The 24,084-nt window shown below is 62.0% G+C and carries 19 protein-coding genes, 3 tRNA genes and 1 riboswitch; of the genes, 4 read left to right on the top strand and 18 right to left on the bottom strand.

Annotated features, from left to right (window positions below; all coding sequences use genetic code 11):
- Positions 1-50: 50 nt before the first annotated feature.
- From ACN50D_RS08695 to ACN50D_RS08665, 7 genes are all read right to left on the bottom strand, one after another.
- Entirely contained in the window at positions 51-1,538 is a 1,488-nt protein-coding gene (locus tag ACN50D_RS08695) for a flavin-containing monooxygenase (RefSeq protein ID WP_211920817.1), read from the bottom strand.
- On the bottom strand, positions 1,535-2,455 hold the full coding sequence (locus ACN50D_RS08690; protein WP_030535274.1) for a hypothetical protein: 921 nt from the start codon (positions 2,453-2,455) through the stop codon (positions 1,535-1,537). Before ACN50D_RS08690 ends, ACN50D_RS08695 begins: the two co-directional genes overlap by 4 nt.
- A 1-nt stretch (position 2,456) precedes the next feature.
- A complete protein-coding gene (locus ACN50D_RS08685) occupies positions 2,457-3,368 on the bottom strand; it encodes an SDR family NAD(P)-dependent oxidoreductase (RefSeq protein WP_030535273.1) in 912 nt (303 codons plus the stop codon).
- Positions 3,369-3,537: 169 nt separating this feature from the next.
- Positions 3,538-4,467 (bottom strand): allantoinase PuuE, encoded by a 930-nt coding sequence (gene puuE, locus ACN50D_RS08680; protein WP_003940421.1) that lies wholly within the window; start codon positions 4,465-4,467, stop codon positions 3,538-3,540.
- A gap of 16 nt (positions 4,468-4,483) precedes the next feature.
- A complete protein-coding gene (gene alc, locus ACN50D_RS08675; protein ID WP_064443813.1) occupies positions 4,484-5,470 on the bottom strand; it encodes an allantoicase in 987 nt (328 codons plus the stop codon).
- Positions 5,471-5,473: 3 nt separating this feature from the next.
- The gene (locus ACN50D_RS08670) at positions 5,474-6,718 is read right to left on the bottom strand and encodes a DUF6986 family protein (RefSeq protein WP_209447917.1); all 1,245 of its coding nucleotides are present in this window, start codon (positions 6,716-6,718) and stop codon (positions 5,474-5,476) included.
- Positions 6,719-6,780: 62 nt separating this feature from the next.
- A complete protein-coding gene (locus tag ACN50D_RS08665) occupies positions 6,781-8,808 on the bottom strand; it encodes a CocE/NonD family hydrolase (RefSeq protein WP_064443811.1) in 2,028 nt (675 codons plus the stop codon).
- A 140-nt stretch (positions 8,809-8,948) separates the two neighbouring features.
- On the opposite strand from ACN50D_RS08665, the gene ACN50D_RS08660 reads away from it, so the two are divergent.
- The 3 genes from ACN50D_RS08660 (at position 8,949) to ACN50D_RS08650 (ending at position 12,423) form a co-directional block, all read left to right on the top strand.
- A complete protein-coding gene (locus ACN50D_RS08660; RefSeq protein ID WP_082920604.1) occupies positions 8,949-9,872 on the top strand; it encodes a pseudouridine synthase in 924 nt (307 codons plus the stop codon).
- A 75-nt stretch (positions 9,873-9,947) separates the two neighbouring features.
- Positions 9,948-11,483: a CYTH and CHAD domain-containing protein gene (locus ACN50D_RS08655; protein WP_211920819.1), complete on the top strand. Its 1,536-nt coding sequence runs from the start codon at positions 9,948-9,950 to the stop codon at positions 11,481-11,483.
- Between the two features lie 49 nt (positions 11,484-11,532).
- Positions 11,533-12,423: a universal stress protein gene (locus tag ACN50D_RS08650; RefSeq protein WP_047271050.1), complete on the top strand. Its 891-nt coding sequence runs from the start codon at positions 11,533-11,535 to the stop codon at positions 12,421-12,423.
- Between the two features lie 54 nt (positions 12,424-12,477).
- On the opposite strand, the gene ACN50D_RS08645 is transcribed toward ACN50D_RS08650, so the two are convergent.
- Positions 12,478-13,218 carry a VIT1/CCC1 transporter family protein gene (locus ACN50D_RS08645; RefSeq protein ID WP_007733901.1) on the bottom strand — a complete coding sequence of 247 codons (741 nt, stop codon included), beginning with the start codon at positions 13,216-13,218 and terminating at the stop codon, positions 12,478-12,480.
- Positions 13,219-13,349: 131 nt separating this feature from the next.
- Between ACN50D_RS08645 and ACN50D_RS08640 the strand changes: the two genes are divergently transcribed.
- Positions 13,350-14,108, top strand: a complete 759-nt coding sequence (locus tag ACN50D_RS08640; protein ID WP_030535265.1) for an SDR family NAD(P)-dependent oxidoreductase — start codon at positions 13,350-13,352, stop codon at positions 14,106-14,108.
- 3 nt (positions 14,109-14,111) lie between these two features.
- Here the strand turns inward: ACN50D_RS08640 and ACN50D_RS08635 are convergent, their stop codons facing one another.
- From ACN50D_RS08635 to ACN50D_RS08590, 10 genes are all read right to left on the bottom strand, one after another.
- Positions 14,112-14,744, bottom strand: a complete 633-nt coding sequence (locus ACN50D_RS08635) for a TetR family transcriptional regulator (protein ID WP_007733896.1) — start codon at positions 14,742-14,744, stop codon at positions 14,112-14,114.
- A 114-nt stretch (positions 14,745-14,858) separates the two neighbouring features.
- Positions 14,859-16,235, bottom strand: coding sequence for a putative lipid II flippase FtsW (gene ftsW / locus ACN50D_RS08630; RefSeq protein WP_064687643.1), 1,377 nt, complete (start codon positions 16,233-16,235; stop codon positions 14,859-14,861).
- A gap of 224 nt (positions 16,236-16,459) precedes the next feature.
- Positions 16,460-17,821 (bottom strand): MFS transporter, encoded by a 1,362-nt coding sequence (locus tag ACN50D_RS08625; RefSeq protein ID WP_211921066.1) that lies wholly within the window; start codon positions 17,819-17,821, stop codon positions 16,460-16,462.
- A gap of 69 nt (positions 17,822-17,890) precedes the next feature.
- Positions 17,891-19,285, bottom strand: coding sequence for an NtaA/DmoA family FMN-dependent monooxygenase (locus ACN50D_RS08620; RefSeq protein WP_007733887.1), 1,395 nt, complete (start codon positions 19,283-19,285; stop codon positions 17,891-17,893).
- 29 nt (positions 19,286-19,314) lie between these two features.
- Positions 19,315-20,394: an LLM class flavin-dependent oxidoreductase gene (locus tag ACN50D_RS08615; RefSeq protein WP_050654776.1), complete on the bottom strand. Its 1,080-nt coding sequence runs from the start codon at positions 20,392-20,394 to the stop codon at positions 19,315-19,317.
- 4 nt (positions 20,395-20,398) lie between these two features.
- Positions 20,399-20,494: riboswitch (SAM riboswitch) on the bottom strand.
- Positions 20,495-20,673: 179 nt separating this feature from the next.
- Positions 20,674-22,302, bottom strand: coding sequence for an ABC transporter substrate-binding protein (locus ACN50D_RS08610; RefSeq protein WP_050654777.1), 1,629 nt, complete (start codon positions 22,300-22,302; stop codon positions 20,674-20,676).
- Between the two features lie 241 nt (positions 22,303-22,543).
- Positions 22,544-22,620 (bottom strand) — tRNA-Phe (locus ACN50D_RS08605).
- A gap of 70 nt (positions 22,621-22,690) precedes the next feature.
- A tRNA-Asp gene (locus ACN50D_RS08600) sits at positions 22,691-22,764 on the bottom strand.
- Positions 22,765-22,899: 135 nt separating this feature from the next.
- A tRNA-Glu gene (locus ACN50D_RS08595) sits at positions 22,900-22,972 on the bottom strand.
- A 112-nt stretch (positions 22,973-23,084) separates the two neighbouring features.
- Positions 23,085-23,738: a TetR/AcrR family transcriptional regulator gene (locus ACN50D_RS08590; RefSeq protein WP_003940323.1), complete on the bottom strand. Its 654-nt coding sequence runs from the start codon at positions 23,736-23,738 to the stop codon at positions 23,085-23,087.
- Between the last annotated feature and the right edge of the window lie 346 nt (positions 23,739-24,084).

Here is a 24,084-nt window from a genome sequence, read left to right as displayed (position 1 = left end):
TCGTCACGATTCCAACTTAGTGGCAACACCAGGCCGATCAGAACCCGGGATCAGGTCTGCGCGGTGTCTTTCTCGCGCACCGTGCTCGTGTAGTCCCGAAGATCCACCGATTTCAATTGGTTCACGTACTGGGTCGCGAAACCGGGAAACATAGTGGCATTGAATCCTTCGTCGGTGAGATACCAACTCGAACATCCCGAGTTCCACGTGGTCTTCGACAGCCGACGCTGCAACTCGACGTTGTACGCATCTTCGACATCTTGACGAACATCGAGTGCCTTGAGGTCGCGCTCGAGAACGATCTTGATCGCTTGGGCGAGATAGTCGAGTTGCGCTTCCATGTACACAAGGGCGGAGCTGTGCCCCGGACCCAAGTTGGGTCCGAAGGTGAAATACAGGTTGGGATAACCGGATACCGCAATGCTCTTGTACGCACGCGCCCCGGATTTCCACTCCTGAGCGAGCACACGTCCGTCCCGGCCGATGATCGGGACCGGTGTTCCGGTCTTGCAAACGTCGAAGCCGGTGGCGAAGACGATGCAGTCGAATTGATGCTCGATCCCTTCGACCGTGCGAATGCCATGTGGCGCCAATCTCGCGATCGGCCAGGTCACGAGTGTGCAATTGTCTTGCTGGAGAGCCGGGTAATACTCGCTGGTCATCAGCAACCGCTTGCACCCTGCCCGAAAGTCGGGAGTGAGTTGTCGCCGCAACCACGGGTCCTTCACCTGCATGCGCAGATGAAGACGCCCGACTGTTTCCACCACCCTCGTCAACGGGGATTCCCACACCACCCCGAGAGCTACCGATTCGTGTCCCCAGTACCAAGCCCGACGCGCCAGAGTCTGGACGACCGGATGACGACGGTACAGATCCTTCGTGCGAGATCGGGTGCGTAGGTTTGCTCGCGGCAATGCCCATCCCGGTGTTCGTTGGAAAACCTTCACTGATCGTGCAGTTTTCACGAGTTCAGGGACGATCTGGACGCCACTGGCCCCGGTTCCGATCACTGCGACCCGCTTGTCGGTGAAGTCGTAGTCATGGTCCCAGCGAGCACTGTGAATCTTGTGTCCTTCGTAGCTCTCCAAACCCGGAACAGCAGGAAAGCTGACGTTCGCCAGCGGACCGGACGCCATGACGACGGTCCGGGCAATGACCGCTTCACGGCCCTCGAGCGCGATCGCCCAGACACCTGTCTGCTCGTCCCACTCGACGCCCGTGACGTTGCACCGAAACCGAATCTTCGGCTCGAGGCCGAACTCTTTCACCATCGTTCGGATGTAGCCGAGGATCTCCGCGCTGGCCGAGTAGGTGTGCGACCAGTCCGGGTTCGGGGCGAAACTGTACGAGTACAGACGGGACGGAATGTCGCACGCAGCTCCCGGATACGTGTTGTCGCGCCACGTCCCGCCGACCTCCGTGCCGCGTTCGAGAACGACGAAGTCCTCGATACCGTTCTGCTTCAACCGAATCGCCGCTCCGATTCCTGCGAAACCTCCACCGATGATCGCCACTGACAGTGGCTCGGCAGTACTCATGCGAGTGGCTCGTACGTAAGTTCCTTGGCCCAGGTCGGCTCGGAATTGAGCCTGCTGCCGGAAAGTCGGCCAGTGACCTTGACCATCCGATCGGCAAGCAGATGGTAGGGATGGTTGCGATTGATGACCATGTTGCCGTGCCACTTCACCACCCGATACATCGGGACGCGGAGCGCGGCCGGACTCCGTTCGCCTACGTTCCTGAATCGCTTCATCGCGGTGTAGAGCCGTTCCTCGTTCACTCCCATGTCGACGATGTTGTCGCGCATCTTGTTCAGCAGCGGGATGTAGCGAAGTGTCCCGATGATCAACGCCGGATTCAACCAGGCGCCGACGGTTTCGACAACGAGCTTGCGCGTCGTCGAGTGCCCGAGCATCTCGATCACCGCAAAATCGACCGCCAGATGCCTGGACTCGTCTGCATTGATCTTCTTGAACACAGCCTGACAGACCGGATCCTCGATCTCGTCCATGATGAACTTGACCAGGGCTCCGTCGAGCGCCACCTCGAGCATCGGTATGACGGTCCCGAGAATCGAGAGCGACAAACCGTCGGAATGCTTGTCCAGCCAGTCGATGACGAGCTTGACGTTGATGTTGGGCTCGGGCATCTCGTCGCCGTCCAGCATTCCCCACCGACGCATCAGCGCGAGTTCGGCGTTGGCGTGCTTCTGTTCCTCGGCGTGGAAATGCCGATAGATGTCTCGGAGAGTTTCAGTCGGCGCCTTGAGAGCCATCGCAGCGAAGCCACGGGCACCGACGTTCTCGATCCACATCAGGTCCGACATGAACGGTTTCAGCTTCGCATGAAGCTCTGGACTGATCGTCTCGGCGCCCGGAGCATCCCAGTCGATGTCCACCAGAGCCCATTGGCGGTCCTTGATCTTGTGCAGCATGCCGTCGAAATCGAAGGACATGTCACGCTCCTTTCGTGCTCGGCGAGTTCGTCTCCGGCGCCGCCGAAGTTCCAGATGATCCCGACTTCTGTTTCGGTGCAAAGCGATTGAGAACTCCACAGCCCCACGTGTATGCAACGGGTAGATACCGTTTGAGTCGCCAGATCACCTTCGCATCGAACTGCGGCACCACGTAGAGTCGACCCTTGTCGTAGGCGTCGAGAGTGGTGACGGCGATGCGCTCCGGCGAAAAGCCGGTTCGCCGCATCAACGCTTGCGCCAATTGTGTTGCTTCCGCGGTGATTCGGCCGTCGAGAGCAACATTTGTCTTGACGAAGGTCGGACACAGCACCGTCACCCGCACTCCCGTACCGGCAAGTTCAGCGGACAAGGTCTCCGAGAGCGACATCACGGCGGCTTTACCGACGTTGTAGGGCGCCATCAGCGGCGCAGCCGCAAACCCAGCAGCCGAGGCCACGTTGATGAATCCCCCGGCGCCGCTCGCACGCAGTTGTGGAGCAAATATCTCACAGCCGTGCACGACACCCCACAGATTGATCCCGAGTGCCCACTCCCAATCGTCGAAACCGATCTCGCCCACCGGTTTTCCACCGATACCCACCCCGGCATTGTTGATCACCAACGAAAGCGGACCCGCAAGTTCGAGTTCCGCGAACAACGCCAGGTCCTGAACCTGCTCACGAATTGACACATCGCATTTGACGGCGTGCGCGGTACCACCAATCTCATCGATGAGTGCCACTGTTTCCTTGGCCCGTTCCAGCGAGATATCCGCGCAGATCACCTCACCGCCTCTGCGCGCCAACTCCAATGAAAAGGCACGGCCGATTCCGCTGCCGGCGCCGGTCACCACTGCGCGGGCATTGTGGGACACCTTCGATCCGCGGTTCTTGGTCGGTTTCTTGGTCGGCACCGGTCGGCTCACCTTGAAGACGCTTCGACTGCTGTGTGTTTCTCCATCTCCAAAGAGTCATCCACAACCGTGCCAGTTGTCAATGGCCTAGAATTCGATGGCGGAATACGCGGCAGTCGAACCAGTACCCGGACTGCTCGAATGAAGTCTTTTGTCGACCGACCGTGATCTAAACGGGGTGCGCGGTCTTCCAGTGCTCGGCGATGTCGATGCGCCGCGCGATCCAGACCTTCTCGTGTGACTGCACGTGGTCCAGAAATCGCTCGAGAGCGGCCGCACGGGCAGGGCGGCCGACTATGCGGCAGTGCAACCCGATCGAGAGCATCTTGGGCGATCCGGCCGTCCCCTCCGCATACAGCACGTCGAAGGCATCGCGTAGGTGCGCAAAGAACTGATCACCGCTGGGAAATCCTGCGGGAGAGGCGAAACGCATGTCGTTGGTGTCAAGGGTGTACGGGACGACCAGGTGCTTCACCGATTCTGCGCCACGCGGAACGTCGACCCAGTACGGCAGATCGTCGGCGTACGAATCGGAGTCGTAGACGAAGCCGCCGTGCTCGACGACCAATTCGCGGGTGTTCGGTGAATCGCGTCCGGTGTACCAACCGAGAGGCGCCGAACCCGTCAGATCTCGCAGAATCTGCACTGCCTCGGCCATGTCAGCGCGTTCGCGCTCGATGTCCACGGATTGGTAAGACTTCCAACGTAATCCGTGGCACGCGATCTCGTGGCCCAACTCCTGAAAAGCACTGACTGCTTCGGGGTTACGCTGCATCGCCCGCGCCACCGCAAAGACCGTGAGAGGCAGGTTTCGCCGCTCGAAGGTTCGCAGTACACGCCACAACCCGGCCCGTGAGCCGTACTCGTACAGCGATTCCATGCTCATGTGTCGATTCGGAAATGCCTCTGCCGGAGTCATTTCCGACAGAAATGTTTCCGAAGCCGCGTCCCCGTCCAGGACGTTGTTCTCGGCTCCCTCTTCGTAGTTGAGCACGAACTGAACCGCTATCCGCGCGTCGCCGGGCCAGTGCGGATGCGGCGGATGAGGGCCGTACCCCACCATGTCCCGGGGATAGTCGTCGCGCGGATAGTCGCTCATGCCAACAACTTTACCGTCAGCGCCCGGAGATCACAGCGCGAGCAGCGTCGGTGAGTACGCCGAAGACTCTCAGCCGCGCCAGGCCACCGTCCGGGAAGATGTCCAGACGAACATCGGTGACCTGGACTTCGGAATCGATCGGAAAGCGATGGCGCGTATCCGGACGCAGCGTCGTGCGCGGCAACAGTTCGATCCACTCCCCCTCCGACGTCCGCCCGGTCAGAGCACCCTCACCTGGACTGTTTCCGAGGAAGTACGAGGTGTCGATCTCGACGAAACTCAGCACGCCTTCACCCGCGAGTTGTACTTGCACCCAGTCGTTTCCGTTGTCGCGGCGCCTGGCGGTCTCCCACCCGTCACCCATCGAAGCAGCACGTCCGGGAAACAGGATGTTCTGCGGTGAGCTGTAGAACATGTTGGAGCAATCGGTCACGCGGCCACCGTTTTCGAGTGCTGCGAGGTCCAACGGCCCGGCATCGAGGAAACGCGGGTCCGGCCGCGCTTCGCCGTGAACACGGAATCTTGCCACGCCGCCGTCCGGGTAAATGGTCAGCTTGACGTGCGTCCACCGCTGCTCCGACGCCACCGAGAACGGGTTCTCCGAGTCACCGCGCACGGTCGAGCGCTCGACGATGGTTGTCCACTCGCCGGATCCGGCCAGGTCGGCGGGATCCGGATACCCGTCGACCGAGATTGCTTCCACCGAGATCTCGGGCGGGTAATTGCCCTTGAACCACGCGGTGTCGACCACGACGCCTCGCACCACTCCGGGAACACCGAGTCGGACGATCGCCTCGTCATGGCCTGCCACCCGGCGGCGACGCGTCTCCCAACCGTCGTACACCTGCCCCTTGTGACCGAACGTCGCCGGCTGGTACCCGGCCTTGCCTGGGCGGATCAGGGCCTCACGCTCGGCAAACGCCTCGTCGTTCGCCCAGATGACGGCTCCGCCGAGGGTGCGCAGTGCGAGATCGGGCAGCAAGGTGAATTCGGTGGTGCTCATCGGTCAGTGTTCTCCTGTGATCGGTGTGGTGCGTCCTACGAGGTGACGGAGTGCGTTGGTGTCGGCGCTCGGGGCGAGTCGGAGAACTTCGGATTCCGGATAAGCCCCCGCGTCGAGCCCGCGCAGTACCACCGCTGCGAGCGCCTGGGCGGTTGCAGGTTCGTCCATCACGTCGCCACCTTGGCGCCCCAAGTACGACTGGATGCGCGGGGCAGCGGCGCCGAGCGCGTTGCGATAGAAGCCGAACGTGGCGAGCCAGCGGGTGACCAGATGCCCAGGGTGCATGTCCCACCCCTGGTAGTAACCGCGTTCCAGGGACCGCGTGACGAGGCGATGGTGCCGAGTGATCGCGTCGCGGATCGCCGTGGCGCTCCCGATAGGCGCGACCTGAGTCGACCCGTCGCACACCCAGACGCCGGTCTGCGCGGCAGCAGCCAACATGACAGCCTTTGCGTGGTCTGCCACCGGATGTTCGAGCGACTGATGACGCGATGCAATTCCGCAAGCTGCACTGTAATCGTAAGTGCCGTAATGCAAACCGGTCAGACGACCGGCACCACGATGGATGGCCTGAGCAACTGCCACCGTTCCGTCGGCCGCGATGACCGCCTGCGGGCTCTCGATCTGCAACTCGAACCGAAGCGAACCGAGCTCGAGTCCGTGCGCCTTCTCCAGCTCTTCGCAGAGCAACACCGTCGCCGTGACCTGCTCCACCGCGCGCAGTTTGGGAACGGTGAAGACAAATCCGTCCGGCACTCCGCCGGCCGCGTCGAGCACAAGCTCGAGCGTCCTGATCGAGCGCCGACGCTCACCGGCCGGCAACCCCTTGAACCTGATGCCACTCCAGTTCGGCCCGGCAGGATCAGCGCTGAGCGCGGCAAGCGTTTGTCCGGCCGACGTCGCTGCATCGTCTTCTTCTTCGTCGCTGCGGCGTCCGTACCCGTCCTCGAAATCGATCCGAAAGTCTTGGACCGGCTTGCGGCCGAGTTGAACTCGCACATCAGCGAGCGCATTCTCCGTGTCGAGATCGGCGAACACATGAGCATGGGAATCGAGAAGCGCGATCGCCTGCTCACCCCAGAGTCGAGGGGTGTCGACGGTTGCATCCGCGGCACTGACGTAAATCGTGTGCACGGGTTGGATCTCGTCACGGTTTCCCGGGTACTGCGCCGCGAGCCGCTCGTCCACCGGATCCAGAAGTCCGTCCAGACGATCGTGGACGGCGGCGGAGAGTCGGGATTCTGTCATCGGACGATCTTCTCAGAACGTCCGCGAGCCCGCAGGTTCTCACGCCGCCGATCCAATCCGAGTCAGCGGCCCCCGACGAACGGAACGTTGACGAAGCTCGGCCGGTCTGCAGCCAACTCGATGTGCTGCGGTTTGAGTTGGCTGTCGGCGAGCATCGGGCCGAGCGCCAGGTATCGCGGCACGCTGGCAGCGTAGACGTCGACGCGGAGCCGGTGCCCCGGTTGCAGCACTGCGTCCGTCGGGAGCATGTTGATGTCGACGGTGGTGACCTCACCGGGAACCACCGGCTGACGCGTGTCGATCGTCAGATAGTGGTGCGGTTCACTGTAGTCACCGTTGGCCGAGCGAGTGCTCTTCGAATCGTCGACTGCCCGCAGCGACGCAGTCAGAGCGCCGTTCGTGATCGGTGTCGATGTTCCGTCCGGTGCTACGTCGTTGACCGTCGCTGCCCAGAATCCGTCCGTCGCGTCCAGGACGGTCTCGAGGTGGACGTTGATCGGGCCCGAGAGTGAGGTCGGCTCCGTCACTGCCTCATCGGTGAACGTCAGGCCCTCCGCTTCCTGGAATCGGGAATCCTTGGAACACGTCGCACCGAGCACCACGGAGATCCCGGCAGTTCCCTGAGTTCCGTCACCGGAGCAGAAGCCTCGCAGTCCTGGTGCGACTGTCAATCGCGCTGCGGCACTGGGCGGGTCATTCGTCAGCGAACCGTCATACGATGCGTGGGCGGCAGTACCGCTGGGCGCAGAGTTCAGATACATACGTTCGTAGCTCGCACCGGCTCGCGGGAACTGATCGTCCGTGATCCATCCGCCGCCTTGCTGGAACATCGTCACCGGACCGTAACGATCGATTCCGTTGTCGATGCCCTTGAGCCACTTGTCGAACCACGCACGTTCGAGCACGTCGAGGCGCGGCGGCGCACCGTCCTTGCCGAATCCTCCACCGGGAGTGACGTGATAGCCGTTCCCCATGATCAACTGCTTCTGCCCGGGCGGCAGATCGATTCCGTTGTAGATCCGCGGCTCACTGTTGGCGAAGATGTCGTGCCAACCGCCGTAAACCATCGTCGGAACGGCGATGTTGCCGACGTCAGCGGCTCGGTCCTGATAGAACTGCCCGTCTTGCGCGACTTGCAGAGTCGACGGTGACACGTCCTCGATTCTCTGAGCCGTCATCGCTTGCACCAGTTCGGGAATCAGCGTTCCCGGATCCTCGAGGCGGCTCGCCAACCACAGGGGATCGAAGTTTCCTTGCAGGATGTCCTGAACGTTCGGGATGAGTTTGAGCCCGTTGACCGCGGTCAACCACAACGGCATGAACCCGACTCCGAGGCCGCCACCGGTTCCGACGATGTCGCGCAGCAGATCGTTGCCAGGTTCGACCGGGAAGATCGCCTTCAGTGCAGGTGGATTGTTGCTCGCCGCCTGCACCGAGTTGATCGCGGAGTACGAGATGCCCGCCATCCCTACTTTCCCGTCGGACCACCCCTGCTTGCTCATCCAGTCGATGACCTCGACCGAATCCTGTTGCTCGCGCTTACCGAGCACGTCCCAATTACCTTGGGAGAAGCCGGTTCCACGTGCATCGACCACTACCTGCGTGTATCCGTTCTGGACCAGATCACGGTTGACGCCGAGAACCCTGGCGCCTCCGCCGGCGATGACGCCCGTCAACTCCGACACTCCGTCGAACGGCGCCGCGAGGTCGAGCGAGTTCGCAACGTCCATCAGCGTCTCACCGACCTGCGGGATCGACAGAGCTGAATCCACCAGTGTGTCCAGCAGTTTCGTGTACGGCGTGATGTTGAGGACCGATGGCGTCTTCGATTCCACGGCCCGCCCGGATGCATCCGCCGGTCGGTACACATTCGCTTGCAGAACTGTGCCGTCACTCATCGTGATGGGCACGTCCCACTCGATCGAGACCCCCGGATACTGCGGCGTCGCCTCCGTTGCCGCGAGCCAGGCCTGCCCGTCCGACCCTCCCGTCGGATCCGCAGAAGCGACGGCGCTCGGCACCGCCAATCCCACGACGCACAGCCCCACCGCAATCGTTGTCGACCTTCGACGTAGAAGTCGTGTCCTCACGAAAACTCCAATTTTCTGTTGTGATGACCCAGCCCTGCCCCCACGACAGTGACCGGTGTCACGAACTTACCGGATAGTAACTTCCGTCCCATATGTCGTCAATAGGTCTGAATGCCGACCGGACGGCTAGCTTTGAAGATGTGTCACGATCACCGCTTCCCGTCCGCGACGGCCTGAACCCGAGTCGCATCCGTCAGCCCGACGACGGCATGTGGACGACGACGCTTGACTACCTGCTCGAACGGTTCCCCCAGGACGCCGTCCGATTGCGGGAGAAGGTCGCAGCCGGGGAGGTCGTCGACGAGAAGGGTGTCGGAATCACCGAGACGAGCGCTTTTGCTCCCCGGCGGTTCGTCTACCTGTACCGCGACCCTCCCGTCGAAACGCGGGTGCCGTTCGAGATCGACATCCTCTACCGGGACGAGAACATCTTGGTCGTGGACAAACCGCATTTCCTGGCGAGCACCCCGCGCGGGCGATACATCGCCGAATCGGCGTTGGTCCGCTTGCGTCGGGACCTCGAACTACCGGAGCTGAGTCCAGCTCATCGCCTCGACCGCGTCACGGCGGGACTGCTGCTGTTCACCGTGCATCAGGCGGCCCGGCGCGACTACCAGACCATGTTCGCCGAGCGCCGCGTCGCCAAGGAGTACGAGGCCATCGCGCGTCACGACGCTCAGGTGAGCACCCCCGTGGTCGTGCGTAGTCGCATCGTGAAAGAACGCGGCGTGCTCAAGGCCGCGGAGATCGAGGGCGAACCCAACAGCGAGTCGCGGATCGAACTGATCGAAACGCGAGACGGCTTCGCGCGGTACCGGTTGACTCCCCATACCGGCAAGACCCATCAACTTCGGCTGCACATGAACTCGCTCGGGCTCCCGATCCACGGCGACAACTTCTATCCCGACTTCTACGACGTTGCCGCAGAAGATTATTCGAACCCGCTGCGCCTGCTGTCGAAGGTTCTCGAGTTCGAGGATCCGAAGACCGGCCGGCTGCAACGGTTCGAAAGTCGGCGGACCCTGTCCTGGCCGGACGAATCAGGCCGTGGCGACTCGCCGTAGGGACCCCGGACCCTTCCACTGCGCCTCCGATACCGGGAGGATGGAAGCGCAGACCGCACCGCAAGAGGAGACCAGATGAGCAAGACCGCCGTCGTACCCGAAGCCGTACGGGAGATCGAGCGCAAGTACGAGGCGTCGGCCGAGCAGGAAGTTCCCGCCTTGGGCGGACTTCCCGGTGTTGTCGGCGAACCGGTCCACGACTCGATACAGCTCTCTGCCACCTACTTCGACACCGCGGACTACCGGTTGCTGGCCGAGAAGATCACGCTGCGCAAGCGTGAGGGTGGCGACGACGCGGGGTGGCACATGAAACTTCCCGCAGGCCAGGACACTCGAACCGAAATCCAACTTCCCCCGGACGAGAGCACCGATGTGCCCTCGCCGCTGTCGAGTCTGATCCGGGCGATCATTCGCGGTCACGATCTGGTGCCGGTCGCCCTGATCATCACCGATCGGGAGCGCACCAGGCTCAACGGCGAAAACGGTGTGCTGCTTGCCGAAGTGGTCTCCGACACCGTCATCGCCTGCAAGGCAGACGGTTCCGGAGAGTCGACGTGGCAGGAAGTCGAGGTCGAACAAGGCGCAGGCGGGCAAGAGCTGGCCGATGCAATCGAGTCGGTTCTACTGGACGCCGGGCTGGAGCGCTCTGCGAGTCCGTCCAAACTCAAACGAGCACTGGGCACGTCGGTCACACCGTACGCCGGTCACGAGGTCACCTCGGGCAAGGCGTCGAATCCGCGGATCTTGTTGCGTAATTACCTCATCGAACAATTGCGCGCACTGGTCGCCGCGGATCTCGGCACGCGTCGGGCCGACGACGAAGCCGTTCACGACTTCCGGGTTGCGGCACGTCGCATCCGCAGCGCTCTGCAGTCGTACGCCGGCCACTCCCCCAAGACCGACGATCTCATCACGGATCTGCGGTGGATCGGTGGAAAGTTCGGTGACGCCCGCGACGTCGAGGTCCAGTGGGAGCGTCTTGTGGAACGCCTCGGCGAAATCGACGAGATGCCCGAGCGAGAAGCTGTGCGAGCTCGAATCGACGAGTTCTTCTCTGCACGTGGTGAAACCGCCCAGGAAACAGCCCTCGAGGCGCTCGATTCCGAGCGATACACCACGCTGCTCGATCGCCTCGACGAGTACGTCGGCGACCTCGAATTCGACACCGCCACCCACCGCGTCGGAAAGAAGGCATCGGCACGAGAGTTGGCCCATACCCTGCGGCACCTGGCACACAAGGTCGGTAAGCGGGTCGATCACGTCTTCGATGCCGATAGCCGCACCGAGCGTGACGAGCGAATGCACCGCGCCCGCAAGCGAGCCAAGCGGATGAAGTACGCGATCGAGGTCATGGAACCCGTGTCGAAGAGCCGAGCGAAGCGTGCACTGAAGCATTTCAGCCACTTCCAGGATGTTCTCGGCGAGCACCAGGATTCCGTTGTCGCCCAACATCATCTACTTGCAATGGCAGCCGAGCAGGAGCATACCTCGCTCACCAGTTTCGGATTGGGCATGGCCTACCGACGAGAACTGGAAATAGCCGACGGGCAATCGACCCTGCTACGCAAGACGTGGAAGGAAGCCGTGAAGTCAGCATCGTCACTCTGGTGACGTCGCTGTAACCAGTCGACCGATCTCGATCATTTCAGAGGGAGTAGACATGAACACACTTGCAGGACACCAGGATGTCGTCGCCGGTATCGACGGATCCGAGGCCTCGACGGCGGCGGCCCGGTGGGCGGCCTCCGTCGCGAACGCGGTGAACTCACGACTGATTCTGGCGCACGCCCTGCCGCAAGAGGGCCCGATCTACAGTCCCGCTGCAGTGATGTTGCAGTCACAGTTCCTCAGTCAGATCCGCGAAGACGGCGAAGCGATCGTCGATGCCGCCGCCACGGTGATTTCGGCCGAATTCCCCGAACTGACCATCGAATCCGAGATCGCGCCAGGGCCGGCGTCGACGCATATCCTCGAATCCTCGGGTACCGCACGCCTGATCGTGATGGGGTCGACCGGATCGGGCGCACTGCGCTCACGGCTGCTCGGATCGACCGCACTGAAGGTGGCCAATCATGCAACCTGTCCGGTTACCGTGTGGCGTGGTTCGGCGGAGAATCCCGGTCCGGATCAGCGTCCCGTCATCGTCGGAGTGGACGGAAGCGCGTTGAGCAAGAAGGCCGTCGAGTACGCGTTTCGTTATGCCGATCAGTTCGACGCGCCGCTCATCGCGGTCCACACCTGGCAGGGCTCGTCCACCTTCCGCGAAGGCGGAGCGGGAATCCTGATCGACTGGGAGGCTGTCGAGCAGGAGGAATCGGCGCTACTGGCGGAAAATCTAGCCGGTATGGCCGACCAGTACCCGGACGTGCCGGTCACCCGCATCAGTGAACCCGGTGCCGCTGCTCCCGTCATGCTCAAATACGCCGACGACGCACAGTTGATAGTTGTCGGAAGTCACGGCCGCAGTGCGATGGCGGGCGCCGTGATGGGCTCCACCAGCCAGAATCTGCTGCACCATGCGCCAGGGCCGGTCATGATCTGTCGCGCCTGAATTGCTGTGCGCCTTTATTAACCCCCCGCGGTTAATAAAGGCGCACAGCAGGGGTCAGGCGAGACCCGTGCCCACCAACTGACCTACTCCGTACGTCACGGCCATCGCCAGCGCGCCGCCGATCACCACGCGTAGCACCGCTCTGGTCTTGCGAGCTCCGCCGAGCGTCGCGCTGATCGTCCCGGTCAGCGCAAGTGCGATCAGCACCGCGAAAAATGCGATAGGGACGCGGATGCCTGTCGGCGGCACCAGAATTGCGACCAACGGGATCGCCGCGCCGATCGTGAACGAGATTGCCGACGAAATCGCTGCATGCCACGGATTGGTGAGATCGTCTGGATCGATACCCAATTCGACTTCTACGTGCGCCGCGAAGGCGTCGTGCTCGGTTAATTCTTCGGCGACGCGGCGGGCCGTCTCCGGACTCAATCCCTTGTTCTCGTAGATCTCGGTCAGTTCCTGAAGTTCAGCCTCCGGGGTCTCGAGGAGTTCCTTCTTCTCCTTCTGCAGGAGTGCGCGTTCGGTATCCCGCTGAGCGCTGACCGAGACGTACTCGCCCAACGCCATGGACACAGCGCCGGCAACCAGTCCAGCAAAACCTGCTGTGAAGATCGCGGAGCGCTCGGTCGTGGCTGCCGCAACACCGACCACGAGACCTGCGGTCGAGACGATTCCGTCGTTTGCACCCAGAACACCTGCACGCAGCCAGTTGAGGCGATTGTTCAAACTCGGTGCGTGAGGTTCCGATTCCCCACCGGGCGCCCCGTCGGTCAACTGCACACTGTCTCCGGACATGGCAACAGATTAGGACGATCAGTCCGGTTGCGATAGCAATCTGAGCCTGTCCTTCGCGCACTGATATATTCCGATTGGCACCCCAACCAAGCATTTGTTAGGTTTGAAATCGGCAGACATCTGGAGGCATTGTGAGCGCAGTACGCACCGCTTTTGTCAGCGGCGGAACCGGTGGAATCGGGTCGGCGATCGCCCTGACCCTTGCCGAACGCGGACACGACGTCGCCTTCACCTACCGAAACAACAAGGGCGCTGCCGAGCAACTGAGCGAGCAGATTCGAGCGCATGGCGTGCGCGCCCACTCGTACGCTCTCGACTTGACCGACGAGTTGTCGATCAGCGCCGCCGTCAACGATGCGGTCGATGATCTGGGCACATTGACGACGCTGGTCCACGCTGCGGGACCGCACGTCCCGATGACGCACCTCTCACGTGTGACGCCGGCGTTCTTCACCGAACAACTCAACCAGGAGGCCGCGGCGTTCTTCACCCTCGTCCACACCGCCCTGCCTGCGCTGCGTGCATCCTCGGGTTCGGTGGTGGCGGTAACAACCGCGGCAACGGATCGCTTTCCCGTGCGCGACGGACTCTCCGCTGGCACCAAAGGGGCTGTCGAACAACTTGTTCGCGGATTCGCCGCAGAGGAAGGACGCTACGGCGTCCGGTTCAACGCTGTAGGACCAGGCATGTTGACGGACGGAATGGCGGAGCGCCTGATCAGCTCCGCCGAACTCGACCAAGGCGCGCTCGACGTGACGATGAGCCGAATCCCGTTGAAGCGCTTCGGATCAGCTGCCGACATCGCCGAAGCAGTATGTTTCCTCGCAAGCGACGCGGCCGGATTCATCAGCGGTCAGAAGCTCAACGTCGACGGTGGCTACACCGTCTGAGCGCTATCCGCCCAACTTGCGAAAGACCAGTCGCACGGCAAGTTCCAGGTGCGCCATCACCTCGTCCGTCGTCATCCGGCCCGCAACCCACGAGACGAGACTCGACATCCAGACGTCGTCGATCACCTTCACCGCGTCCAACTGCTGCTGCGAGACTTCCTCGACACCGATCGCCTTCGCGAACATCTCGGTCACGACCCCACCGAGCGCGTTGAGTTCCGGGGTCGCCGACGCGTCCGCGAACATGTACGCCCGAACCAACGCTTCGTAACGGAGGTGATCGGTCTCGAGGACCTCCGTATTCTTGCGCAGCACAAACAGAATCCGGTCCGACGGAGTCTCGCCCGGGATTACAAAGTCTTGGAATCTGTCACGCAAACCCTCGAACATCCACAACAATGCGACGACAAGCATGTGGTTCTTGGACGGGAAATACCGGTAAACAGTGCCGATCGCGACGCCGGCGCGATCGGCCACCGATCGCATCTGCACCGCGTCGTAGCCGCCTTCGGAGGCGGATTCCATTGCGGCGTCGACAATCCGGCGAAAACGCGCTCGCTGCGACGGCGTCGTACGACGTCCGGTCACCGAGCTACGTTCGACCACCGACTGGTCTGCCTTGTCGCCACCTGCCATGTCCACAACCCTTTTTAGACGTCGTTTTGCCGACTCCCAATGTAGCCGCCCAACGCAATTGTCGGGTGCATGACTGCCCGCTTCCGAACTGCCCGCCAGTGGAACTGGCCCAGATCAGGAAGCGCGCCGCGGCCGATCGGATCGGCCGCGTCTACGTGGATCTTCCGACCAGTCGCGAGAGGGTGCGCGTCGGCCCGGAGCTGGAGTCCGGCGTCTGTCGGGTTGTGGTGCCCGTCGTTCCGGTCGGCGTTGCCCAGTTGGAGCAGGCTGGGCGCGGCGAGCTGGCGGCCTCCGTCGATCGGTCTGTGGCTTCTTGGCAATGCCGAACCGAGGCTTGCCGAAGACCAGCGGTATCCAACCGCGACCGCTGCTCTCGGCCGAGGCGACAGCCTCGGGCTCACGGAAGGCTGCGTGCGCGATGAGCCCGAACATCAGCAGGGTGGTGATCATCGACGTTCCGCCCGCCGAGATGAGCGGTAGTTGCAGACCGGTCACCGGAATCAGGCCGACGACGTAGGCGATGTTGATGAACGCCTGCACGACGATCAACGTCGTTGCCGTCGCTGTCATGACTTTGAGGAACGGATCAGTGGACCGTTTCGCGATCCGCAGCCCGACGATCAGAACCGCGGCAAAGAGAGCGACGACGATCAGCGCGCCGACCAGACCCAACTCTTCACCGATCACGGCAAAAATGAAGTCGTTGTGCGCCTGCGGGAGATAGCTCCATTTGGCGTCGGACTGTCCTAGACCGCGCCCGAAGATGCCTCCGTTCGCCAGTGCGTACTTGGCCTGAGTGCTCTGGAAGTTCAAACCCTGCGGGTCGAGATCAGGATTGAGGAAAGCCTTGATGCGATCCGAGCGGTAACCAGCAGTAAGCCCGAGCACGAGAAATGCGACTGCGGAACCGAGTGTGAGGCTGATGAATGTCTTCATCCGGAACAGCCCGAACCACAGCACCGACATGAAGATGATGCCGATGGTGATGGTGGTTCCGAGGTCCTTCTCCAACACCACCAGAACCAGAACCAGCAACGTCGTACCGCCGATCACCGGCAGCGCGCGGTTGACGTCCATCCGCGCCTTCATGAACGACGCAACCGTCGCTGCGGACCAGATCGCCAGAGCAAGTTTGGCCAGCTCCGACGGCTGGAAGGAAATGCCCGCGATCACGAACCAGCTGCGAGCACCCATCTGTTCCGAGCCGATACCTGGAATCAGCACCAGGACAAGCAGAACAAGACACAGGATCAGCAGCCATGGTGAGGCTCTACGCATCGTTTCGGTCGGCAACCGCACGACCGCCACGAACATCACCAAACCGATCGCTGCGAACATGCACTGCGGCCAGAAGCGGGCGTAGGACGTCCCGGACAGAACATAGGATTCGACGCCCGAAGACGACAGCACCATCAGCAGTCCGAACGCGACGATCAGCACGACCAGACCGACGATCATATGGAAATCGAACAGTGGCCGATTCGTCCACATCGCCGTTCGAGCGCGGAAGGGTGTCGATGTGCGGTCACGTTTGTCCGACGCTCCACGGGGTGAGTTAACTGGCTCTCCACTCCCGCGACCGTTGGGCTTGTCTTCACTGCGACCGGTCACCACACAAGTATCGTCCCACGACTCCTAACCCATGGGTAACACAAGTCCCATGAGTCACACGGGCTCGGCCTCCCGAGGTCCATGTAGACCCACGAAATACCAGGTCACGTCCTTCGCCGGCGTCGGTCTGCCACCGCTCCCGCCAACGAGAGCGTCAACATGACCACGCAGACGGCAAGCGCGATCCCGAACGCACGTCCGTATCCGTCGGGCGACGATCCGAGCACACCGAGATACAATCCCGATACCGCGGCCAGCGAGATGGTCGCTGACAGGCGCTGAGACAGTTGAAGGAAACCCGCCGCAACACCGTTCGCGCCCGGCGGTGCATATTCGAGAGTCAGCACCCGATTGGGCGCGTCGACCAAACCGCTGGCAACTCCCGACAACACCGCCAGGACCACCAGCACCGGGATCAGATGTTCCCGAGGAATCAGATTGACCGCTGCGATGTAGCCGAGGATGACAAGGATCTCGCCGACGATGGCAAAAACCACCGCACTTCGGCCGAACCTGGCAACCAGCCGCCATCCGAAAGCCGACGTCAATGCCATCGCGAGTGAGCTACCGGTCATGATCAACGCCGCACTCAGCGGGGCGAAGCCCAAACCCTCGATCAGATAGAGGCTGAGCACCGCGTTGACGGCGAGGATGGATCCGAACCAGAAGAGTGCAACCGTTGTACCCAACCGGAAGCCCCTCGAGGCGATCAACGACGGAAGCAGTACCGGCGTCCCGCCGCGCTCGGCGTACCGACGTTCCCAGAACCAGAAGGCAACGGCAGCGCCGAACGCACCGATCAGGAAAGCCGCAGCCACAGTGACACTGGTTCGGGTCACGATGGGCCACAACAGGAGCCCGGTCGTAGTCGCCAGCAGACACAGCCCAACCGGATCGATCGATGCGCCCGATCGGGTAGTTCGATCACGGCGCAGAAAGCGAAACGCCAAAATCAGAGTGATCACGGCAAACGGCACGTTGAGAACGAGAAGCAACCGCCATCCGAAGTCGGCGTCGGAATACTTCAGCAGTACGCCACCGAGGATCGGTCCGGAAACGCCGGCCAGACCACCCGCGGTGCTGTACGCGCCCAACGCCTTCGCCCGAGCCTTTCCGGACACCCGGTCGGTGATGATGCCGAGCACCTGCGAACTGATGGTGCCTGCGCCGATCCCCTGCCCAAGACGAGCCAACACGATCATCGACGGATCCGACGCACATGCCCCGAGGATTCCCATCACAGCGAAAATGCTCAGCCCCGCCAAGAACAAGCGTCGACGCCCGACGACGTCACCGAGTCGGCCCGCCGGCACCAGGGCCAAGCCGAAAGTCAGCGAATAGCTCGCAAGGATCCACTGCACCTCCGAGGTCGACGCGTCCAGCGACGCCCGGATCGACGGAACCCCGATTCCGAGCACCGCCGAATCGAGAAGGGTGGTGAAACCCGCAGCTACGCAGACGACGATTTCCCAGCGGACGGCCGAACCGAGCTTGGTGGATTCGGCCGTCGCTGTGACTGTGTGGGACAGGACCCGTTACCCCGCAGCTTCAGACGTGGCCCGACGCGTGAGCGGCGGTCGCAACCCCAAGTGCTCTCGCAGCGTCGACGTGGAGTACTCGGTGCGGTACGCCCCACGCTCCTGCAGTTCCGGGATCAACCAGTCGACGATCTCGTCGAGCCCGGTCGGCACCAGGTACGGCGAGATGTTGAAGCCGTCCGAAGCTCCGTTGCGCACCCAATGGACCAACTGATCTGCGACCTGCCCCGGAGTGCCCGCAAAACCCGAACGCTGCGAGGTCTCGATAGCGACCTGACGTAGGGACAGATTCTTTGCCTCGGCAAGAGCACGCCATTCACGTGCGATCGCAATGGGGTCGTTGCCGTCCCGCGCGGAACCGCGCGTCTCCGAAACCGGGCGGGCAACCGGATCTTCCTCGGGGAGTGGACCGTCGGGGTCTCGATCGGAAAGGTCCTTACCCCACACCAGTCCGACGAGAGAGAGGGCAGTCTGACCGGTGAACTGGCCTTCGAGGACCCACCGTGCCTTCTCCTCGACTTCGGACTCGTTCTCCGCCAACACGATCTGCGTGCTGGGCAAGATCTTGACGTCGTCCTCCGGTCGCCCGGCTTTACGCAACCGAGCCCGAATGTCGTCGGCGAAGTCGAGCGCGCCGTCGAAATGAGTCCCGTGTCGCGAGAAGATGACGTCGGCATGGGTCGCCGCGAAATCGCGTCCACTCGGGGAATCACCCGCTTGGAAGATGACCGGATGCCCCTGGCGGCTTCGGGGAAGCGTCGGCGTCACGGAGATGTCGAACTGTGAAGTCTGCCTGCGCACGTCGCCGACGGCACCCGGAGTAGACCAGTTCTCGGACGTGCGAGAATCCGAGATCGCGTCGTCGGCCCACGAATCCCACAGTGCCCGCGCGGTTTCGATGAACTGCCCGGCACGCTCGTAGCGCAGGGAGTGGTCGAGGAAACCACCGCGACGGAAGTTCTCTCCCGTCCACGCGTTGTCGGTGGTCACCGCATTCCAGCCGGCCCGTCCGTCGGAAAGTAGGTCGAGGCCGGAGAGTCGACGCGCAAGGTCGGCCGGTTCGTTGTACGTGGTGTTCTGTGTCGCGACCAACCCGATCTTGTCGGTGATACCGGCGAGGGCGGCCAACTGCGCAATGGCGTCGGGGCGGCCGGCGATATCCAGATCGAGAATCTTGCCGTTCTGTTCACGAAGCCGCAGGCCTTCACCGAGGAAGAAGGCGTCGAACAGACCTCGCTCGGCGGTGAGTACCAACCGCCGAAACGTCTCGAAGTCGATCTGGGATCCGCTCGCGGAATCGGACCAGATGGTGGTGTGGTTGACCCCCTGGAAGAAGACACCGAGGTGAACGTGAGCGTCGGGTCGAGGTACGGCGGAGCGTGATGCAGTCATGGCCGAAATATCCTTAGCGCGAAGTCAAGTCAGGAGGAGTGGGCGAATCGATTTGAGGGCCGCTGCAGACCGAGGTTGCCCCTCAGGGTCGATCCCGGAACCGGGCGTCGCGTCAACCCGGCCTTGGACAGCGTCGGAAGCACGAATTTGGCCAGCACCGGAAGGTCCTCGTCGATCACGAGAGCATGGAAATGAACACCGTCGAGGTGTCCGGCCAATTCCTTCAGAACCACGGCCGCTTCCCCCGGATCTGCAGCCAGGAGCAGTCGGCCGGTGACGACGGCATTCCCGTACGAGTTCAGCTCGGTCCTCCGCTGCGCCGCAGACAGATTCGGCGTATCGAATGCCACATCGAGCTCGGCGACCACCAATGACGCGCCCTCATCGCGCGCCTTGGCAGCCGACTGTGCAATGGTCTCCACCGAATCACCGGAAACGAGAACAACATCCGGCTGGCGTGGATCGATTTCGCCGTAGCGGCCGAACACCACCAACTGGCCTTGAGGCGGCCGCGGAACGATTGCGGGCCCCTTCACCGAGAACGTGTCGCCCTCGAAATTGACGTAATGCAGACGATCACGCTCGAGGAAACGCCCACTGAGATAGTCACGAACGACGGCGTCGTCCTCCCACGAGTCCCAGAGATCGGTCACAACGGTGACCGAATCCCGCTGCTCTTGCTGACGCGCCGACTCCGTTGTTACCGGAGCCCTCCCCCACGCCCTCGCCGCGGCATCGTCTTCGACCGGAACAGCAAGCCAGCCGCCACGCCCACGCGAGGAGTAGTCCAACGTCGCCAATTGCGAGGACGTATGAAACGGTTCGGCGTACGTGGTCCCGACGACGGGGACCAGCCCGATCGTGCTGGTTGTCGCCGCCACGTACGACGCCCTCGAGACGGCATCGATGCGGCCGACGACGTCACCACTCGGGGGGAGGATGGAATCGTCGAACGTCGCGAACGTGAAGCCGGCATTCTCGGCAGCCGCGACGCGATCGCGCACGGCTTTGCCCGTGAGCAGCTGGTCCGGGCGGTGTGAGCTTCGGCGCCAGGCAGCGGGGTGAGTGCCCTCGCCGTCCAGTTCGATACCCACGGCAAATACAGTCATGTGTCCTCCATCGGTCCTGGCGGTAGCACCCACACTGCGGTTAGGTAGCGGGTTGCTGCGGCATCATCGAGCCAGGTCTCTCAGCCACTCTGGATGGTGGATGCAATCTATGCGGGCCACGCTGGGCAAGTCAAATCGCGCTTGTCGAATCATATTGACCTACAACATATTTCAATACAATCATCCTGATCGAAAGGGTTGCGCAACGCTAGCCGACGTAGACACGAAAGAGCCCCGCCCGACTCGCGTCGGACGGAGCTCTCGGTGTGCGCTGGAACGCTACTTCGCGCCCATCCATGCCTGATCGAACAGCATGATGCCGGTTGCAGTCGGAACCACACCGTGCACGTTCTTCTGCCAAGCCCAGAACGACGTGAGCCCGCCGATCGGCGCCGACGGAACCGTCTCGTTCCACAGCGTCTGAATTTTGCCGATGATCGCAAGAGTCGACGAATTGTCCTTGGCCTGTTGTAGATCTGCGATCAGCTGATCCATCGCCGGGTTCGCATATCCAGCAGTATTCGCCATCGAGGTGCTGTTGGTCGTGGAGAACAATCCGAGATCGAGAATCGACTCGTACATTCCGATGCCCGCGTGCGCGAGGTCGAAATCGTGCTTGACGTAGACGTTCTGCACGATGTCGCCGGCGTTGTTGGCCAAGATCAAGTTCACCTCGAACCCGACGGCCTGCAACAGTGACTGCACGGCGAGGCCGATCGCGTGGTCCTTCGGCTCACTGAGAACGACGTAGTCGAGGCTGCCGTCGTACCCGTCTGCCTTCGCCTGATTCAGAAGTTCCTTCGACTTTTCGGGGTCGTAGGCAATACCCGGTGTGTCTACATGCCATTGAGACGTCGGACCGAACAACTCCGAGCCCGGCAGTCCCTCACCGTTTTCCACTCGCTGATCGATCAACGTGGTGTCGAGCGCGTAGCCGATAGCCTGACGGACGCGAACATCCGAGCCCGGTCGGCCCTCACGGTTGTTGATAATCTCGGCACTACCGGCATTGAGCACGTCGATGTAGCCGGGGTAGCCAGCGGACTTGGCGGAATTGATCGCCGACGTGAGGCCGCGAATGTAGGCGACATCGAGCTGACCGCTGTTCAATGATTCGAGATTGGCCTGCGGACCGTTGAGCGCAACCATCCGCAACTTGTCCAGCTTGGGGGCGCCGCCGTAGTAGGACGGGTTGGCCTTGAAGATTCGCTCGACGCTCGGTGTGAAGACATCTTCGGTGAAGGGTCCGGCTCCGACGGCGGTGAACTTGTCGCCCTGCTGCGAACTCGGGGCGACGATCATCCCGTGCCCGAGAGCGAGCATCGACGGAAAACGCATCCACGGCGTCTTCAGCTTGAATTCCACTGTCGTCGGACCGCTTGCCTGCGCCGATTCCACCGAAGCCAGCCACAGTTCGGCGCCATTGCCCTTGCCCGCGTTGTACCGATCGATGCTCGCGATCACGGCGTTGGCGTCGAGGGTGGTGCCGTCACTGAACTTCACACCGTCGCGAAGTTTCAGCGTCCAGGTGGCTCCGTCGTCAGCTGTCTCGAGCGATTGAGCCAACTTGGGCTCGAACTCGCCGCTCGCAGTGTTGTAACTCATCAGGACGTCGTACACAGCAGCGAAGGCCTCACCGCCGGAACCGCCGCGCGCGGCCGTCTTCGTCGGGTCGAGTGAGGGAACGAGCACCTGTACGCCGTACGTCATGGTCCCGCCGGCCACCGCAGTTCCCGGATCGGGCTGCTCGTTGACCATGCCGGTCACGACGTCCGCCGACGCGGTCGTCGTATCGGTCCCGCTGTCGTCACCGTTGCTCGCGCAGCCCACCAACAGAACCCCGGTGCCGAACAATGCGACGGCGACCCGGCTGACTTTCCCGATGCGCCAAGATCTCGAGTGCGACACGGAGATTCCACCTCACTTTCAGTAGACGCAGCCACGGATCGGCCGCAATCGGCTAATAGTGATGTCCTCTGTGGAGTGACGCCCAGCACGTTCCCGGTGACCGGAAACATTCACGGAGACAAAGGATGCGCATAACTGAGATGATCGGGCCGAGTGGTTGACGGCGACTGACATCCGAACACGAAAAAGCTCCAACCTTATGTTCGAAGAACATGAGATTGGAGCTTTTCGATAAGAATTATGGTGGCCAGGGCCGGGATCGAACCGGCGACCTTCCGCTTTTCAGGCGGACGCTCGTACCAACTGAGCTACCTGGCCGGACGGCACCCGAACCGAATGCCTATCGCATTGCTTTGTTCTCAACCGATTGATTGAGAACAAAGCTTTGCGACCCTGACGGGACTCGAACCCGCGACCTCCGCCGTGACAGGGCGGCGCGCTAACCAACTGCGCCACAGGGCCTTGCTTTTTCCTTGCTGTGAAACCGTACTACATCTTCGAGCCGCTCCCAAACCACTGTCCTGGCCTGGCATTTGTGCATCTCAAAGCGTGTCGTGCGGGTCAAACCATACTGCATCGTTTCGCTTTCGCAAAACGTACCCCCTACGGGATTCGAACCCGCGCTACCGCCTTGAAAGGGCGGCGTCCTAGGCCGCTAGACGAAGGGGGCCCGCCGGATCTCTCCGAACTAGTACCCCAACGGCGTTCCGTTGGGAGCTTGGATAGCTTATGGCACGGCATTCGGAAATCACAAATCGCCTGTTCACGGGCAGAAAAGTGCACTATTCAGTGTCAGGGAACTCGACTTGGGGCCACCCGTCACGATGGAACGTCTCCAACCACTGCGGCGTAGCCATGGCTTCGAGGACTACTTCGAGAGACTCCTCGAACCACTCGCCCAGATCTCCACTGGAGGCAATCAGGTCTGCCATGTACCGCTGGCCGGCAAGGCTCGCTGCCAGTACACGCGTGAATTTGTCCGGGTCGGCGTCTTCTCGGAGCAAACCGTCGTCCTTGGCACGCAATGCCAACTCATAGGCGGTCTTTCCCCAGACCTGCCCACCACCGGACTGCACATCCTTGTAGAACTCGGGCTCGATGATCAGCCGGAATTCCGCCTGCACGATCACCTCGGCACGGAAGACCTCGGCAATGTCGAGCACGAGACCGTGCAAAGCGACGAATGGATCGAGGTCTGTTCTCTTGGCCCAACGATCAGTAATTCCAGTGAAGGTTTCGATAGCCGAGGTCAGAACCGCTCGCGCCAACTCTTCCTTGGACTGGAAATGGAAATACATGGCGCCTTTGGTGGCGCGGGAGCCCTCGAGGATCGTGTTCACCGACGCAGCTGCATAGCCGCGCTTGGCGAATTCGACTGCAGCCGCTTCGACCAGGGCGGCGCGGGTACGCCGCGCACGCTCTTGTTGACGTGCCATTTACGGTGTTGTGCCTCTCGCAGAGTTGGTACGCAGAGCCGCCGTGATCGGCGCCTGTCATCCCCCGAAACTTCACAATATCCCCTCCAACACACCCTACGTAAGGACTAGAGCCATACCCGCCAAAAGTACTAGACGCAATCGGCTGTTCAGGGGACAAGAACCGACTTTATGCCCAAAAGACACCAAGTGGTATGGTTTTGGCCGCTCGGGTGCGCCGCAGGGGGTGCGCATCCGAGCTTTTTCGTGCCCGAGATTCTGATAATTCGACCTCGCAGACGGAACTGCTTCGCCGACCGATGGACAGCAGTTCCAAGGTTTTAAACAACTAGTGCAATTGTTTATT

Source organism: Rhodococcus sp. SB1D (assembly GCF_048573875.1).
GTDB lineage: Bacteria > Actinomycetota > Actinomycetes > Mycobacteriales > Mycobacteriaceae > Rhodococcus_F > Rhodococcus_F qingshengii.
The sequence above is the reverse complement of the archived record's forward strand: the minus strand, read 5'-3'. Positions and strand labels throughout refer to the sequence as shown.